Source organism: Pseudoalteromonas sp. PAR1, from assembly GCF_947311895.1.
GTDB classification, from domain to species: domain Bacteria; phylum Pseudomonadota; class Gammaproteobacteria; order Enterobacterales; family Alteromonadaceae; genus Pseudoalteromonas; species Pseudoalteromonas lipolytica_C.
In genome coordinates this window covers 193,374-208,296 of the sequence record NZ_CAMZMY010000001.1, presented here as the reverse complement: position 1 = coordinate 208,296, position 14,923 = coordinate 193,374, and the positions used below count along the sequence as shown (strand labels likewise).

12 protein-coding genes and 1 riboswitch are annotated in these 14,923 nt (G+C 42.2%); of the genes, 7 read left to right on the top strand and 5 right to left on the bottom strand.

Translation table 11 applies throughout. From position 1 onward, the window contains the following. The first annotated feature begins 9 nt into the window (after window positions 1-9). Window positions 10-164, top strand: a riboswitch (cobalamin riboswitch). Between the two features lie 33 nt (window positions 165-197). Then, window positions 198-2,051: a TonB-dependent receptor gene (locus tag QL229_RS00930; RefSeq protein ID WP_281546414.1), complete on the top strand. Its 1,854-nt coding sequence runs from the start codon at window positions 198-200 to the stop codon at window positions 2,049-2,051. 60 nt (window positions 2,052-2,111) lie between these two features. On the opposite strand, the gene msrA is transcribed toward QL229_RS00930, so the two are convergent. The 3 genes from msrA to QL229_RS00915 all read right to left on the bottom strand — a co-directional run bounded on the left by msrA (window position 2,112) and on the right by QL229_RS00915 (window position 6,886). Further along, window positions 2,112-2,645: a peptide-methionine (S)-S-oxide reductase MsrA gene (msrA, locus tag QL229_RS00925; RefSeq protein ID WP_135926043.1), complete on the bottom strand. Its 534-nt coding sequence runs from the start codon at window positions 2,643-2,645 to the stop codon at window positions 2,112-2,114. An 86-nt stretch (window positions 2,646-2,731) separates the two neighbouring features. Beyond that, window positions 2,732-5,830, bottom strand: coding sequence for an efflux RND transporter permease subunit (locus QL229_RS00920; protein ID WP_253038281.1), 3,099 nt, complete (start codon window positions 5,828-5,830; stop codon window positions 2,732-2,734). Between the two features lie 3 nt (window positions 5,831-5,833). Beyond that, window positions 5,834-6,886, bottom strand: a complete 1,053-nt coding sequence (locus QL229_RS00915) for an efflux RND transporter periplasmic adaptor subunit (RefSeq protein WP_135926312.1) — start codon at window positions 6,884-6,886, stop codon at window positions 5,834-5,836. A gap of 241 nt (window positions 6,887-7,127) precedes the next feature. Here QL229_RS00915 and QL229_RS00910 point away from each other — a divergent pair, with 241 nt between their 5' ends. From QL229_RS00910 to QL229_RS00895, 4 genes are all read left to right on the top strand, one after another. After that, entirely contained in the window at window positions 7,128-7,838 is a 711-nt protein-coding gene (locus tag QL229_RS00910) for a DUF2982 domain-containing protein (RefSeq protein WP_138557249.1), read from the top strand. A 23-nt stretch (window positions 7,839-7,861) separates the two neighbouring features. Next, a complete protein-coding gene (locus QL229_RS00905) occupies window positions 7,862-8,194 on the top strand; it encodes a hypothetical protein (protein WP_135926040.1) in 333 nt (110 codons plus the stop codon). An 85-nt stretch (window positions 8,195-8,279) separates the two neighbouring features. After that, entirely contained in the window at window positions 8,280-9,956 is a 1,677-nt protein-coding gene (locus QL229_RS00900) for a DUF1566 domain-containing protein (protein WP_199526314.1), read from the top strand. 4 nt (window positions 9,957-9,960) lie between these two features. Continuing rightward, window positions 9,961-10,476 carry a DUF1566 domain-containing protein gene (locus tag QL229_RS00895; RefSeq protein ID WP_135926311.1) on the top strand — a complete coding sequence of 172 codons (516 nt, stop codon included), beginning with the start codon at window positions 9,961-9,963 and terminating at the stop codon, window positions 10,474-10,476. Here QL229_RS00895 and QL229_RS00890 read toward each other — a convergent pair. Further along, entirely contained in the window at window positions 10,464-11,573 is a 1,110-nt protein-coding gene (locus QL229_RS00890; RefSeq protein ID WP_281546413.1) for a tRNA nucleotidyltransferase, read from the bottom strand. The two genes, QL229_RS00895 and QL229_RS00890, sit on opposite strands and share 13 nt — an antisense overlap. Window positions 11,574-11,698: 125 nt before the next feature. Between QL229_RS00890 and QL229_RS00885 the strand changes: the two genes are divergently transcribed. Together QL229_RS00885 and QL229_RS00880 are read left to right on the top strand one after the other, a co-directional pair. Beyond that, on the top strand, window positions 11,699-12,619 hold the full coding sequence (locus tag QL229_RS00885; protein ID WP_135926037.1) for an AAA family ATPase: 921 nt from the start codon (window positions 11,699-11,701) through the stop codon (window positions 12,617-12,619). A gap of 13 nt (window positions 12,620-12,632) precedes the next feature. After that, window positions 12,633-13,667, top strand: coding sequence for a general secretion pathway protein GspB (locus QL229_RS00880; RefSeq protein WP_281546412.1), 1,035 nt, complete (start codon window positions 12,633-12,635; stop codon window positions 13,665-13,667). 19 nt (window positions 13,668-13,686) lie between these two features. Here QL229_RS00880 and QL229_RS00875 read toward each other — a convergent pair whose 3' ends face one another. Continuing rightward, on the bottom strand, window positions 13,687-14,895 hold the full coding sequence (locus tag QL229_RS00875; RefSeq protein WP_253038284.1) for an HD-GYP domain-containing protein: 1,209 nt from the start codon (window positions 14,893-14,895) through the stop codon (window positions 13,687-13,689). Window positions 14,896-14,923: the final 28 nt, after the last annotated feature.

Here is a 14,923-nt window from a genome sequence, read left to right as displayed (position 1 = left end):
TCTACAAAGATACGTGTTATTTCAAAGGGTGAAATAGTCGCAAGATAATCGGGAAGTTGGTGCGTTTTCAGGGAGAAAACAATGCCAACACTGCCCCCGCAACGGTAATGTGTATGCCATACATACGCAGAGTCCGGAGACCGGCCTTGAAGTAACTTACTATTTGCGTGTGCGGTGGGCACAGGCTAGGGGATATCATGCTAAATAAATCTGCGTTAGGCGTAGCGATTGCTGCTGCGTTGTCTTTTTCTGTATCTGCTGACGAGCAATCAATCGAGCACATCACAGTTACTGCCAATAAATTCGAACAATCAATTAATGATGTATTAGCTAGTGTTACAGTTATTGACCGTGCTGATATTGAGGCAAGCTATGTTCGTGACTTACCAAGCTTACTGGCAACTCAAGCTGGCTTTCAAATTAATGCCAATGGTGGTTTTGGGCAAAGCTCAGGTGTTTCATTACGTGGTGCAAGCTCTCGCCATACGCTTATTTTAATTGATGGTGTACGTACAGGATCAGCAACACTTGGCTATAAAAGTATTAGCAATATTCCTTTAAACAGTATTGAACGTGTTGAAGTAGTAAAAGGCTCACGTGCTGCTGTATATGGTTCTGATGCGCTAGCGGGTGTGATCAATATCATTACGCGTAAAGCACAAAATACGACTTTAGATGTCACTTTTGGCTCAGACTCTTACCAAGAGTACCAAGTAGCGACAGGCGGTCAGTTTGCGGGTGTTGATGTGGCCGTTAATGCCGGTTATGAAAAAACAGATGGGTTTGATGTCCTTCAAGGCTTAGCGCCAGATGAAGACGGCTACGAGAACAAAAACCTTGGCTTTAACCTAGGTTATCAAAATGAGCAGTTAGGTGAGTTTTTAGCGCAAGCACAATACTCAGAAGGCGAAGCAAAATACGATAGCGCTTATAGCCCTGCAGACAGCACTGTAGAAAAAGGCGAGTTCGAAAATTACCAAGCTTCACTAGGTTGGAAAAAAGCTTTCGACAAACAAAGCCATGCCATTGATATTGCCATATCAAGTGATAGTTCAGATGACTCACGTATTGATTACACAGGCGCAACGGTGGTCGATAAGTTTGAAACTGAGCGTGAGCAAATTGATTACAATGGCCAATACTTTTTCAATCAAGCGCTGACTCTTAGTGGCGGTTTGAATTGGTATAAAGATGAAGTGAACACTAACTCAGGTACTTACTTAAAAGACAGCCGTGAAGTATTCGCTGCGTTTGTTGGCGCTTATTATGATGATGAACAAGTACTTGCAAACCTAACTGTTCGCCAAGATGATGACCAGCAGTTTGGTGATGAAACCACTTACACAGCCGCTGTTGGCTATCACTTAAATGACATCGCCACATTCCGTGTAAGTCAAAGTACTGGTTTTAAATCTCCAACTTTTAATGACCTATATTATCCAGGCTCGGGTAATCCAGAGTTAAACCCTGAAACATCAGATAACCAAGAGCTAGGCCTATCACTCAATGTGAATGATATTAGCCTTGATATTGCGATTTTCCGCAGCGAAATCGACAACAAAATCGCCTGGGCGCCAAATGCAGCAGGGCAGTGGATCCCAACTAATATAAACGAAGCTCGCCATGAAGGTGTTGAGTTTAGCTTTAAAAACCAAGTGTTTGGCTTTGATCACAGCTTTAACTTCACTTACCTCTCTGCTGAAGATACCGAAACCGGTCAGTCACTAACCTATGTGTCAAACCACAGTGTGAATTGGTCATTACATAAAGCATGGGGTGATTTTGATGCCGGTATTGATATGCAATACCGTGGTGACCGTGATGGCAAGCTAACTCACTTACCTTCGTATACGTTATGGAATTTAGTCGGTCACTACCAAGCGACTGACAACTTAACTGTGTCTTTACGAGTAGAAAACCTATTCGATAAAGAGTATAACGCCGTTGATGCCTATGGCACTGACTTAGATGGTGACTTTATCAACGACGAGTTTTATTACTACAACACGGCCGAGCGCCGCTTGTTTGTAGGTGCCCGTTATCAGTTCTAATAATAAGGAAAATTATTAGTTCTGCGTCTAAAAGCTCGCTACCTACTTAGCGAGCTTTTTTCATTTTAGTTTATCAGCGAAGTATTGACCGAATTTCTCAAGTTTAGGCGCGATAAGGATACTGCAATAACCTTGATTCGGGTTTTCATTGTAATAGTCTTGGTGATATTGCTCTGCTGGGTAAAAGTTCGATATTGGGCTAAGTTCAGTGACAATTGGCTCACGAATTTGCTTCTGTAAAGCTGCTATCATCGTTTGCGCTTCAGCTTTTTGTTGCTCAGTATGATAATAAATAACACTACGATACTGTGTGCCTACATCGTTGCCTTGTCGATTTAATTGTGTGGCATCGTGTAAAGTAAAGAACATTTCAAGAAGGGTATTATAGCTCACAATACTGCTGTCAAAATCGAGCTGAACAACCTCAGCATGACCCGTTAAGCCAGTACATATTTGCTGATAACTTGGGTTTTCAATTTCACCGCCTGCATAGCCAGAACTGACATTAAGCACGCCTTTCACTCGTCTAAATGCAGCATCAATACACCAAAAGCAGCCACCGCCAAAAGTAGCTATTTGTATGTTGTTATCCATCGTTTATTCCCTCACTGTTTTGCTGACTATAGCTGAAAAAACAAAACGCCGTAAAGACGGCGTTTTATTGTTGCTTAAAGACAGTTCTAAATTTCTTCCAACGGTTTGTCTTTAGCTTGTTGTTCTAACTTGCTTTGTAAATACTCAGGCGACTGAGTATTACGGGCTAGGGCAGTATATGCTGCTGGCACAACAAATAGAGTTAGTAAGGTTGCCACTATTACACCTGTAAATACCACCACACCAATTACCATACGGCTCTCTGCACCCGGGCCACTTGCAAGTACCAGTGGTACCGAGCTCATAACTGTGGTCAGTGAGGTCATAATAATCGGGCGTAAACGCTGCGTTGCCGCTTGGGTAATCGCTTCGTTAAATTCAACGCCTTTATCACGCAGTTGGTTGGCAAACTCAACGATTAAGATACCGTTTTTCGCGCTTAAACCAATCAGCATTACGATACCAATTTGGCTGTAAATGTTCAGAGTGAGATCTGTGTACCAAAGGCCAAATAATGCGCCAACTAAGCCAAGCGGAACAGTCAACATAATCACAAATGGGTGAATAAAGCTTTCAAACTGTGCAGCAAGAACTAAGAAAGTTACTGTGAGCGCAAGAATAAACACATAGGTCATTGCTGATGCGCCTTCATAGAACAGTTGCGACTCACCTTTATAGTCAATTGCACCATCGATGTCGTTTTCTTCAGCGGCAACTTGATTTAAGAAATTAAGCGCTTCTTCTAGGGTATAACCATCGGCTAAGTTTGCACTTAACGTAATTGCGCGCATACGGTTATAACGATTTAAACGTGAAGCGGTGGCTTCTTCTTTTAAGGTAATTAAGCTATCTAGCGGCACTAATTCGCCACTGCGTGATTTTAAGTAGATATTTGAGATATCGGTCGGGTTCGCAAAGTCTTCTTTAGTACCTTTAAGTATCACATCGTATTCTTCACCACGGTCAATAAAGGTTGTTACGCGGCGCTGCCCCAACATGGTCTCGAGAGTGCGGCCTACATCAGACACCGAAACCCCTAAATCCGCTGCTTTGTTTTTATCAATGTTGATTAAAAACTGCGGGAATGTTTCTTTATAATCATGGTCGATTCTTACCAAGCCTGGGTTTTTCTCTGCACGCTTAATAATGCGGTCTCGCCAATCGGCTAGTTGGTCGTAATCATTACCTTGCAGTACAAACTCAATAGGACGTGATGAGCCACCGCCGCCAATACCACGGCGCATAATTGCAAACGCACGCACATCAGTTACTTCGGTCATTTTACTGCTTATCTCGTCCATTACTTCCCAGGTTGAGCGCTTACGCTTATCCCAGTCAGCCATGCCAATGATAGCAACACCACCTTGACCACCCCAGCCAGGCACACGAACAAGCACTCGGCTTAATTCGCCAGACTCAGAGTAAGGCATTAAACGTTCTTCAATTTTCGCCATGTTGGCTGCGTTATTTTCATAACTTGCACCCTCAGGGCCACTCATCATGATAAAGAAAGTACCACGGTCTTCTTTTGGCGTAAGCTCTGATGGCACTTTTTGGAATAGCATAAAGCTGGCAACACCGGCCAAAATCATGGTTAGTAGTAAGCTCCACTTACGGCCCATATTAGAAGTAAGTGAGTTACGATAAGCATTTTCGATTTTGGCGAAGGTTTTATCCATCCACTGGCTAAATTTACTCTCTTTTTCAGAAGCCTTGAGTACTTTTGAACACAGTGCCGGAGAAAGTGTTAATGCCGTAATACTAGAAAAGAATACAGCAGCACTAACAGCCATCGCAAACTCGGTAAATAAAGCACCAATACGGCCATCCATAAACACCAGCGGTACGAACACAGAGATGAGGACGAGGGTAGTGGCAATAATCGCAAAACCAACTTCACGAGCACCACGGAACGCAGCCAATAAAGGTGGCTCGCCTAACTCAATGCGGCGGTGAATATTTTCTAGCATAACAATCGCGTCATCTACCACTAAACCGATAGCCAATACCAGTGCTAGCAGAGTTAATAAGTTGATTGAGTAGCCCATAGCAAGCAAGAACATAAAGCTACCCACTAACGCAACAGGTACTGTCACAGCAGGGATAAGCGTTGCGCGAATATTACCTAAAAATAAGTAGATAACTAACACAACCAGCGCCATTGAAATCGCAAGCGTTCTATATACTTCGTCAATCGATTCTTTGATGAAAATTGATGAGTCGTAGCTGTCTTGAATAGTGGTGCCTTCTGGCAAGTTACGCTTAATTTTTTCGAGCTCAGCACGGGCGTTATCAACTACGGTAAGCGTGTTCGCTTTGGCTTGTTTTACAATACCCAAACCAATCATGTTACGGCCATTACCACGGAACAGGCTTTCGTCGTCAGCAGCTTCTAAATGAACATCAGCTACTTCACCTAAACGCACTAAATAGCCATCTTCACCACGTTTAATTACTAAATTTCTAAAATCTCGCTGATCTTTATAACTACGCGCAGTACGTACTGTAAAATCACGGTCGATAGATTCAATTTCACCGGCGGGTAATTCAACGTTTTCTGTACGTAATGTATTTTCAATATCGCTACTGGTAATGCCGCGTGCAGCCATCGCTTTACGGTTTAACCAGATTTTCATAGCGTATTTACGCTCACCACCAACGCGCACGTTAGAGACACCATCAACAACGGCTAATCGATCAACAATAAAGCGTTGTGCGTAATCAGATAACTGCAATGAATCCATGGTGGTACTGTTTAGTACGAACCATGCGATTGGGCTTTCATCACTGTTTGATTTAGAGACCTCAGGCGGGCGAACCTGCTCTGGTAAGCTATCAAGAGCACGGGCTACACGTTCGCGTACATCGTTAGATGCGGCATCAATGTCGCGGCTGATATTAAACTCAATGGTGATGTTAGAGCGACCATTACGGCTTGATGAGTTAATGCTTTTGATGCCCTCAATACCCGAAATGCGATTTTCGAGTACTTGGGTGATTTTAGTTTCGATAATTTCTGCACTGGCACCGGTATAGTCAGTGCTTACACTAACTATTGGCGTTTCAATATCAGGGTATTCACGCAGTGGTAGCATTGAAAATGCCACCAAACCAAAGGTGAGTAATAACAGGTTTATTACGATCGCAAAAACCGGGCGTTTAACGCTAGTATCTGTAATTTTCATGGTTTATCCCTTGATACTAACTTTACTGCCGGTACGAATTTTAATAATGCCCTCGGTTACAACTTGTTGACCATTTTCAAGACCTTTATCAATAGCAACCCAACCGTCATGACGACCAGCAACATGTACTTCTACTTTGTTTGCTACACCGTCTTCAATTTGGAATACGTAGTGTTTGTCTTGTTGAGGGATTACGGCTTTTTCTGGCACCATTAATGCCTGACTTGAGCTTAGCTCCAATGCGGTGTTTAACAGCATACCAGGTCGTAATAAACCGCTTTCGTTAATAAAGCTTGCGGTGACTTCAACGCTGCGAGTAACAGAATCTATGCGCGAGCTAATATGCGTCACTTTACCTGTGAAGGTTTTATCAGGATAAGCATCATTTTGCGTCATCACTTTCATACCCAGTTGTAATTGCGCTAAGTACTTTTCAGGTACTTTAAAATCAACTTTAATGATGCTGATGTCATCAAGGGTGGTGATGTTGGTAGTGTTGTTAACGTAAGTACCGATAGAAATTTCGCGCTTGCCAAGTAATCCTGTGAAGGGCGCTTTGATGGTCATTTCAGCAAGCTTTGTTTTTGCACTTTCAAGTTGTGCTTCGGTTGCGTCTACACGTGAAAGTTGCTCTTCTAATAACGATTTAGCGGTTGCTTGCGAGCGTGAAAGCTCGGTTAGACGGTCTAATTGGCGTTTTTCTTCGCGTAGGTTGATACTTAACTCTTTAACGGCGAGTTCTTCTTCTTGTGCTTGTAATTGTACGAGTTTTTGACCTTTACTTACTAAGTCGCCATCATTGAAAAAGATGTCAGTAACATAATCGTTTTGAGCGCTTCGTATGTAAATAGCCTGATTGGCACGTGCGCTGCCTATTGCTTCAATAAGCACTGCGTTTTCTTCAGCGGTGACTGTGTGTGCTTTTACTTGCGTTGTGCGATCGCCAAAATTTGATTGCTCGCCTTGACTTGAAGGTAAGTACAAATAAATACATAACCCTAGCAATAGTGTGATAATAAAAGGAAAAAGAGCTTTACCGGATTGTGTAGAATACATCATCGTGTTACCAGAAAATTAGTTGAGAGTAGTGTACAAAATTAGTACGTGCCACGTATGTCAGATATCTCGTTTATTTGTGAATTTGGCGTAAAAGTTAAAAGTTCGGCAAATTTGTTCCTTTTATGAGATGAAAAGAGAGGTTTTGGTGTGGGTAAAGAACCAAAGTGTAATTATTGTTTAACGATCCGAAAGATAGTTTTGGTCACTATTGTTATGTTTATTTTTTATTTTTCGTTTTATGGATAAGCAAGCCCCTATTTTGCGAGTGCGAGCCCAAGCATCTCGACATGGTATTGAATGTTTACTTGTTGGGGGCATTGGGTTGGTGTTTATTATGTTGATTAACCTGCTTAGGCCAGGTGAGATCAGCATTATCGAAATATTTTTAGCAACAAGTTGTATTGCCGCTATTTTCATTGGCTTTTTAAAGACTCAAGAACCATATTATAGTTTTACTTTTTCTGGGAAATTACTTATTTTTCATCATAAAGCTGGCAATTGGCAGCTGAATCGCGATAATTTTTACCAAAGTGGTATACCAAAAGTGCATCTAGACCTCGAATACCTTGAGTTAAACGCAGTTGGTATTAAACTCAATAATATAGATGAATTTTTAACGCAGCTCCCTCCCAGAATTGCCGGGCGATTATTGATAGAGCAACGTCATTTATTTATGCAAGTTATTAAAAATCATTGCAAAAATGGCGATTGCCCATCAGAATGGCTTATAGAAGACACGGAATACACTGCCCCAAGTGGTCAGCTTTACAAAGGATTGATTGCTATGTTTGCTAATCGCACGCAGCATTTAAGGCAATTGACTGGATATGATTTATTATTGCCTGCCAATGTTCTTGATACTGACATTTGGCAATTTAGTGCAGATTTAAATCGTTGGAAGTTAAACCCAAACAAGTTTATTAATACTCGCTTAAATAATAAGCAGTAGGTGGTAGTAAGTAGGAACAGGCTATGAGTCAAGAACGTGCTTTTATTAAAAGCGGTCGCAACACGATTATTCATAAAGATAAGAAGCTCGACTTGGTGATCGTCAATGGCGAAACTCACCCACGAATTAAAGTGACCCAAAATGGCCTAGAGCCGTTCAAAGATGAACTGCCAAAAAACCGCCGTGAAGCCAAAGAACGTTATTTAGAAATGGTTTATATTTCAAGCACTGATGTGTTTGCAGAAGAAAAGCGATTACTGTTTATTCAAGCCCTTGATGGCAGAGAGTACAAAGTAGACTACAGTAAAGTCGGTACCAAATTGTTTGTCCGTATCCACCAAGAAAGTTACCTATAACCCTTAGCTTGGCACTTAATTTGCTTGTTACTTCCTTATTTGTCAGTTCCTAATAAATTGGCGTGGTTAATTTAAGGTGGTAAATATGAGATTGGTGCTTCTTACCTTTGTTGCATTAACGGCACTATCGGCCTGTGGCGGAGGAGGTGGTTCAAGTGAAACCCCACTTGCAGCGACTGTTAATGCAGGTCTTGATCAGCAAATTATCGAAAAAAGTGAGTTTACCGTTTCTGCTAAGGGCTCTCCCGCTGATGGTACGTTTACATGGCAACGCGTCAGTGGTCCTGTTATTGAAGGCTTTCCAGCACAAGGTGCTGAGCAAACACTGACGGCTCCCGATATTAAATTAGATTCAGAGCTTATTCTGAGAGTTAATTATCAAACGACGGATGGGCAACTGGTTTCTGACGAGGTGAGTATTTTTATCACCTCTAATAATCAATTGCCGGTCGCTGTAATCACTCAAATTGCCCCTGAAGAGCTGCCATCACAATATAACGACACAATCGTACTTAGTGGTGCAGAGTCAATCGATATTGACGAAAATGGCTCGGTTGACAGCTATCTTTGGAATAAACTCGATGGCCCAGAGCTCATCGTTGATAGCTTTGAAAATCAAACAATCAGTTTTACCCACCCATTACTTGAATCAAATACGCCAATTACTTGGCGACTCACGGTGACTGATGACGAAGGCGGTTCAGCCAGTACCGAGCAAACATTTACCTTAAACAAAACCCTTGAAGTGATTATTGCCAATGCCGGTGAAGATCAACAAGTAATTGAGTTTGATACGGTCACTCTTGATGCCAGTGGTAGCGAAATTGTTACCGCAACGAAAGAGTGTTTTTGGCAGCAAATGAGTGGCGAAACAGTCACTCTTGCTAATCAAAATCAATGTATTACCACTTTTGTTGCCCCTGATGTTGATACCGATACCGAGCTTAGCTTTGAAGTAACAGTAACAGACAGTAAATCGCGTAGTGACACCGACACCGTGACTATCGATATTAGCCCAAAACCGCTTGGTTTAATTAACGATACTGGCATGAGTGATTGCTACAACAATTCACAAAAAATAAACTGTAAGAGCGGTGATTTTCCAGATCAAGATGCGGATCTTGGTCGCGATAGCGTTGCAAACCAACTGGATAAAATTGGTCAGGGCGATTTAGCATTCGATTTCACAAAAATGAATGAATTTGCTGATGAACTACCTGATGATGCGACCACATTTAGTTGTGTTCGTGATAACGTTACAGGATTAATTTGGGAAGTAAAATCCCCAAGCACAGCACTGCCTCCAGCCACAACAACTCGCGCTGCGACTAACCACTATACTTGGTATTTAACGACTTCAAACGGCATTCAAGCAGGCAGCGTTCAAGGCGCTGCAAATTCAACTTGCCCAAGTGCAACATCGTGTGGTTTACAAACTTATGTAAATGAAGTGAATGCCACTGACTTCTGCGGCGGCACGAATTGGCGTGTTCCTACTTATACTGAGTTACTCGGGTTACTCGATTATGCTAAACAAGGTGGTACAAGTTTACTATCAACTGAGTTTTTCCCCAATCAGCCAAATGCGATGCAATTAAGTACTGATGGCAGTGCATTCATGCCGTACTGGACTTCACAAACTGCAGCGGATGGTACCAGTTTGTCGCAAGCTTATATCATAAATATGAGTAACGCGAATGACTTAGCTTATCCAAAAGGCAACACGGCTTTTGTGCGTTTAGTAAGAACTCCGGGAGAGTAAAATGATGAAATATCTATCTGCAGCCGTTACTTTACTGGTTAGTGTACCGAGCATTGTCAGTGCTCAGGTCTGTTATGATGCAGCAACCGAAACAACCCCAACAAGCCGCTTTGTCACGCATATCGATGGTACTGTTAGCGATATTAAAACGGGTTTGATGTGGCAGCGTTGTACTTTTGGGCAAAGCTATAATAGCGATATTGATGCATGTGAAGGCACCAGCCAGCAATTAACATGGGGTGAAGCGCTACGAGGTGCTAAAAATGCTACATTCGCTGGTTATTCTGATTGGCATGTTCCTAATATTAAAGAACTTGCAAGCATCTTAGAGCATAGTTGTGTGCAGCCTAGCATTAACGAAACAGTATTTTTATCAACTAAGCTGCAAAACTACTGGAGTAGCACATCCGGTATAACTCGCAGTGATTTAGCGTGGGTGTATCAGTTTGATAAAGGTATCAACAGTTTACATGCTAAAACATCGGATATTTATTTACGCCTTGTACGTTACGAGAAGTAACGACTAATGGCGCTGAGCCGCGCTTGTTCGAGCGCGGTTTTTATATCCGCCCCTTTAATACCTTGTGCGATAAATTGCTGAGGGTTAACAGCCTTTGCTTGGTTTGCAGCAAGTGTTAACGACTCATGGCATGGTACGGGGTGCTGTAAACTGATTTCTAACACTTTAAGTACCTGTTGAAAACGCTCTGGGCGTCGCCATAAATCAAGCTGGTTAAAGCAGTTAAAAACCTCGTCGCAACTAGGCTGTTCGCTAGCTAAAACTGCTTGATGGGTTTGCGCGTTAATAGCCAGATCGCGTACTTCATTCGGTAAGCGAATTGTATTTGCGATACTGTTAATTTCCTGACTAGATAAACTTAGCGTTACTTGGCTAAATAAGAGTGCGGTATCATGCAACTGATGGTTATTAGCATACTCGAACCGAGCTTTGAGTGTTTTATAAATATCCTCATTCCACTGTTTTTCAAGCTCTGCACTGATCACACTCAGGCCACCAATACTTGCAAGAACATTTAAAAAATCGCTAAATGCACCATCGCTTAATGACTTTTCACACTCTAACCACACTCGCTCTGCAGTGAGAGTTGTAAGCTCACCCGCTTTAACCATAGCAATGAGTAACTGTTTAGTTTCGGGGGCAATGGTAAAGCCCAAGTAATGATACCGAGCAGCAAAACGCGCTACACGCAATATCCGTAATGGGTCTTCGCTAAATGCATCGGATACATGACGTAATACACGCTTTTTGATGTCATCTTGACCACCGAATGGGTCAACTAAGCTGCCATCTTCGGCTTGAGCAATGGCATTGACGGTTAAATCACGGCGAATTAAATCTTGCTCTAGAGTTACCTCTGGAGTGAAATCGCAGATGAACCCTGTATAGCCTTGCCCTTGTTTGCGCTCGGTGCGAGCAAGCGCATATTCTTCTTTGGTTTTTGGGTGCAAAAACACCGGAAAATCTTTGCCAACTTGTTGGAAACCTTGGTTTATTAGCTGTTCAGGTGTGGCGCCGACAACCACATAATCGCGTTCTTTAATTTCACGACCAAGTAGAGCGTCTCTGACTGCTCCACCGACTAAATAAACCTGCATAGATCACCTTCAATTTTGTGTTTTCAGTATTTTACGTTATTTGTTCAATAAAATGCGAACAAGGTTTTAAGTAGCGTTGTTTTTTGCCATTATAGGCGGTGATTTTAAACGCAAGGAATATCACGGTGTATTTAAGCTATTTCGGCTTGTCAGAAAAACCTTTTTCGATTGCCCCCAATCCTGAGTATTTATTTCTGAGTGAACGCCATAAAGAGGCGTTGGCACACCTTACTTATGGACTCGGTGAAGCGGGTGGCTTTGTGCTATTAACAGGTGAAGTCGGTACAGGTAAAACAACATTAATAAGAAGCCTGCACGAGCAGTTGCCTGAAAACACCCAAGTAGCGCAAATCCATAATCCAGCTTTGTCGCAGCTAGAGTTGCTTGCCAGTATTTGCGACGAATTGAAAATTGATTACGACAGTGACAATGCCACATTAAAAACCCTCACTGATGTGATTAAAAAGCACCTTGAGGCAAATAACCAAGCTGGTGGCCATACCATCTTAATTATTGATGAAGCGCAATTACTCGCACCAGATGTACTTGAGCAGTTGCGCTTACTGACCAACATCGAAACCGATCACAAAAAGCTGCTGCAAATTGTGTTAGTAGGGCAGCCAGAGCTACAGGAGCTTTTAAAACGTACTGAACTTCGACAACTTGCCCAGCGTATTACGGCACGTTACCACCTACTGCCACTGACTGAAGGGCAAGTATTTGCCTATGTCAAGCACCGCTTGTTTAAAGCGGGCACTGAGCAAGCCTTGTTTTCAGGTGATGCGTTAAAAGCGATTTATCAAGTTACTCAGGGCGTACCTAGATTAATCAATTTATTGTGTGAGCGTTGTTTGGTGGGGGCTTTTTCGCAGCAAAAACTTACCATAGACAGTGAGCTTGTGATGCGTTCAGCCGAAGAGGCATTGCCGCCAACCAGCACTGAAGTTATACCTAAAGGTGCTCGAGAGCCGAGCTATGTATGGCTTTATCCTGTTTCATTTTTAGCCGTATTAGGAATGGGTATTGGTTTATCCTACCTAATTTAACGAGTGATCAATTATGTCATTACTTTTAGATGCAATAAAACAATCGGCTCAACATGAGCAAACAGCCGTTGATCACGATCAGGCTGCTTTACAGCTTAAACAGCAGCAAGAGTTAACACGCTATAAGCGTTTAGCCTTTTCATTTGGGTTATTACTGGCTGCAATTTTAACGCTAATGGCTGGTTTTTCGATTGGTAAGTGGTTACAGCAAAGTAAGCCATTTGCTGAGCAGCCAGCACTAACAAATGAGAATGAAAAAGTACCCAGTGTGACAGCTGAAAATGCGTCGGGTTCTAAAGATCAAGAGCAACTTCAAACAGATAACTCTGTAGCTAAAGTACCGTCTGGTTCGCAACCTGTGGTGGCACAACAGCAAATGATGCAACAACCCCCTCAGCAACAAACCATGATGCAGCAAGTTCCTGTACAAGGTGCTCAGCAGTACCAATGGGTACAAGTACCTGTAAACACAGTGCCAGTTTATGCAAATCAAGCACAGCCGCAATATGCTCAGCCAGTGTATCAAAATCAAGCCGCTTATCAGCCGCAGCCACAGTTTTCGCAACCGATGCAAATGCAGCAAGCTGCACCACAGCCGACAAATAGTAATGGCATTGATTACAGTAAATACAAGGTACTTGGTAAGCCCCTTGATGAGAACACCAATAATCAAACTAAGCAAGCTGAGCCAGATGATGAGTTAAACGAAGTGTCGGATTCGTTAAAAAAAGCTTTTGCGCAAGCGGTTCAGGATGTTGACCAGCAACGTTCTTCGCAGGTAACGCATAGTACTAAAAATTCGTCTTATGCTGATCCGATAGAGCTGCTCCCTGAGTCTATTCAAAATGCAATTCCAACACTTAAATACCAAGCGCACATCTACGCATCTGAGCCATCAAAGCGTTGGATAAAACTCAATGGTCGTGAGCTTTATGAAGGTGATAATATCGGTGTGTTATCGTTAATCGAAATCACGCCAGAGCAGAGTTTACTTAGCTATGATGGCTATGAATTCACTTTAAAAGCACTGCAAGACTGGCCTGAGTAGCCAGTCATGACGAGTCAGCTTAAGGTAGAATAGAGCTTTTGAAAAAACGGATTAGATCGATGTTAAATTCACTCGGTCTGACTGCTGCTTCAAGGCTGTCGTGACAGCGACTGTTTGCTAAATCGATATCTTGTACTTCTGTATATCGGGTATGTTTAGCGTGATAAAAGACTTTCACTTGAGGTTTAAGTGGGCTTGTTGGGTTGCTGCGAGTAACCACACCAAGCTTTTGGCTTTCTAGCCTTACCAATGTGCCAACTGGGTGAATACCAATGCATTGAATAAATTTAGTGACCAAATCACCATCGAAACTATCTGGGCAGCCATCTTTTAATATTTTGAATGCTTTGATTGGTTCCATTCCTGCCTTGTAGACTCTTTCCGCGGTCAATGCATCATACACATCAACAATCGAGGCCATACGTACATACAGGCTTATTTCATCGCCACTTTTACCAAAAGGATACCCACTACCATCTAAGCGCTCATGGTGAAAGCCTGCAATATCAACGGCAATACCACTTAGGCCAGACTGCTCTAATATTTCTTTGCTAAAGCGCGCATGATTTTGAACGAGTTGGTACTCTTCATCAGTCAATTTACCCGGTTTATTGAGTATTTTATCGGGGATATTAATTTTGCCGATATCATGAAGTAATGCACCGGTGGCAAGTTCTTGAATAATCGATTTTTCGATACCTAAATGCTTTGCAAAAATGCTGATCAAAATAGACACGTTAATTGAATGCTCAAGTAAGTAAGCATCTTTTTCTCGCATGCGAGTGATACAGGTTAATGCATCTTGATTTCTAAACACAGAATCGATAAAACCGCTTGCTAGCTCTTGAAAAGGGGCAACATCAATTTTGTTTCCTTCTCGAATGTCTGCAAATGCTTTGCTTTGGAGTGATTTGGCTTCTGTATAAAGACTATTTGCTTTTGTCATCTCTGCCGACATACTGTGCGTAGTGTGCCATGGATCGAATGGCTCAGAAGAGACGGCTGGTGCTGCAGGTTTTGGTTTTTCAGTGATTTTATTGTCACTATCTAGATTTAGCGTTTTATCAGGATCGATTTCAATTTCTAAAATACCAGCTTGCTTAAGCTTATCAATACTGCCTTGTGTTTTTACCCAACCTTGGTTTTTTATACGGATCTTGCCTGTCTGTTTTGTCACGCCGTGAACAAACATGCCAGGTTTAAGTTGATTGATAGGGAGTGTTTTCAAGGCCTTTACTTCTGCTCAGATACAATAC

Bases quoted from the DNA above. Each gene is read 5' to 3' on its own strand.
- QL229_RS00915 (WP_135926312.1), bottom strand. From the start codon at position 6,886: ATGTATTCTACACAATCCGGTAAAGCTCTTTTTCCTTTTATTATCACA.
- QL229_RS00890 (WP_281546413.1), bottom strand. From the start codon at position 11,573: ATGCAGGTTTATTTAGTCGGTGGAGCAGTCAGAGACGCTCTACTTGGT.
- QL229_RS00895 (WP_135926311.1), top strand. From the start codon at position 9,961: ATGAAATATCTATCTGCAGCCGTTACTTTACTGGTTAGTGTACCGAGC.
- QL229_RS00905 (WP_135926040.1), top strand. From the start codon at position 7,862: ATGAGTCAAGAACGTGCTTTTATTAAAAGCGGTCGCAACACGATTATT.
- QL229_RS00930 (WP_281546414.1), top strand. From the start codon at position 198: ATGCTAAATAAATCTGCGTTAGGCGTAGCGATTGCTGCTGCGTTGTCT.
- QL229_RS00910 (WP_138557249.1), top strand. From the start codon at position 7,128: ATGGATAAGCAAGCCCCTATTTTGCGAGTGCGAGCCCAAGCATCTCGA.
- QL229_RS00920 (WP_253038281.1), bottom strand. From the start codon at position 5,830: ATGAAAATTACAGATACTAGCGTTAAACGCCCGGTTTTTGCGATCGTA.
- QL229_RS00880 (WP_281546412.1), top strand. From the start codon at position 12,633: ATGTCATTACTTTTAGATGCAATAAAACAATCGGCTCAACATGAGCAA.
- QL229_RS00900 (WP_199526314.1), top strand. From the start codon at position 8,280: ATGAGATTGGTGCTTCTTACCTTTGTTGCATTAACGGCACTATCGGCC.
- msrA (WP_135926043.1), bottom strand. From the start codon at position 2,645: ATGGATAACAACATACAAATAGCTACTTTTGGCGGTGGCTGCTTTTGG.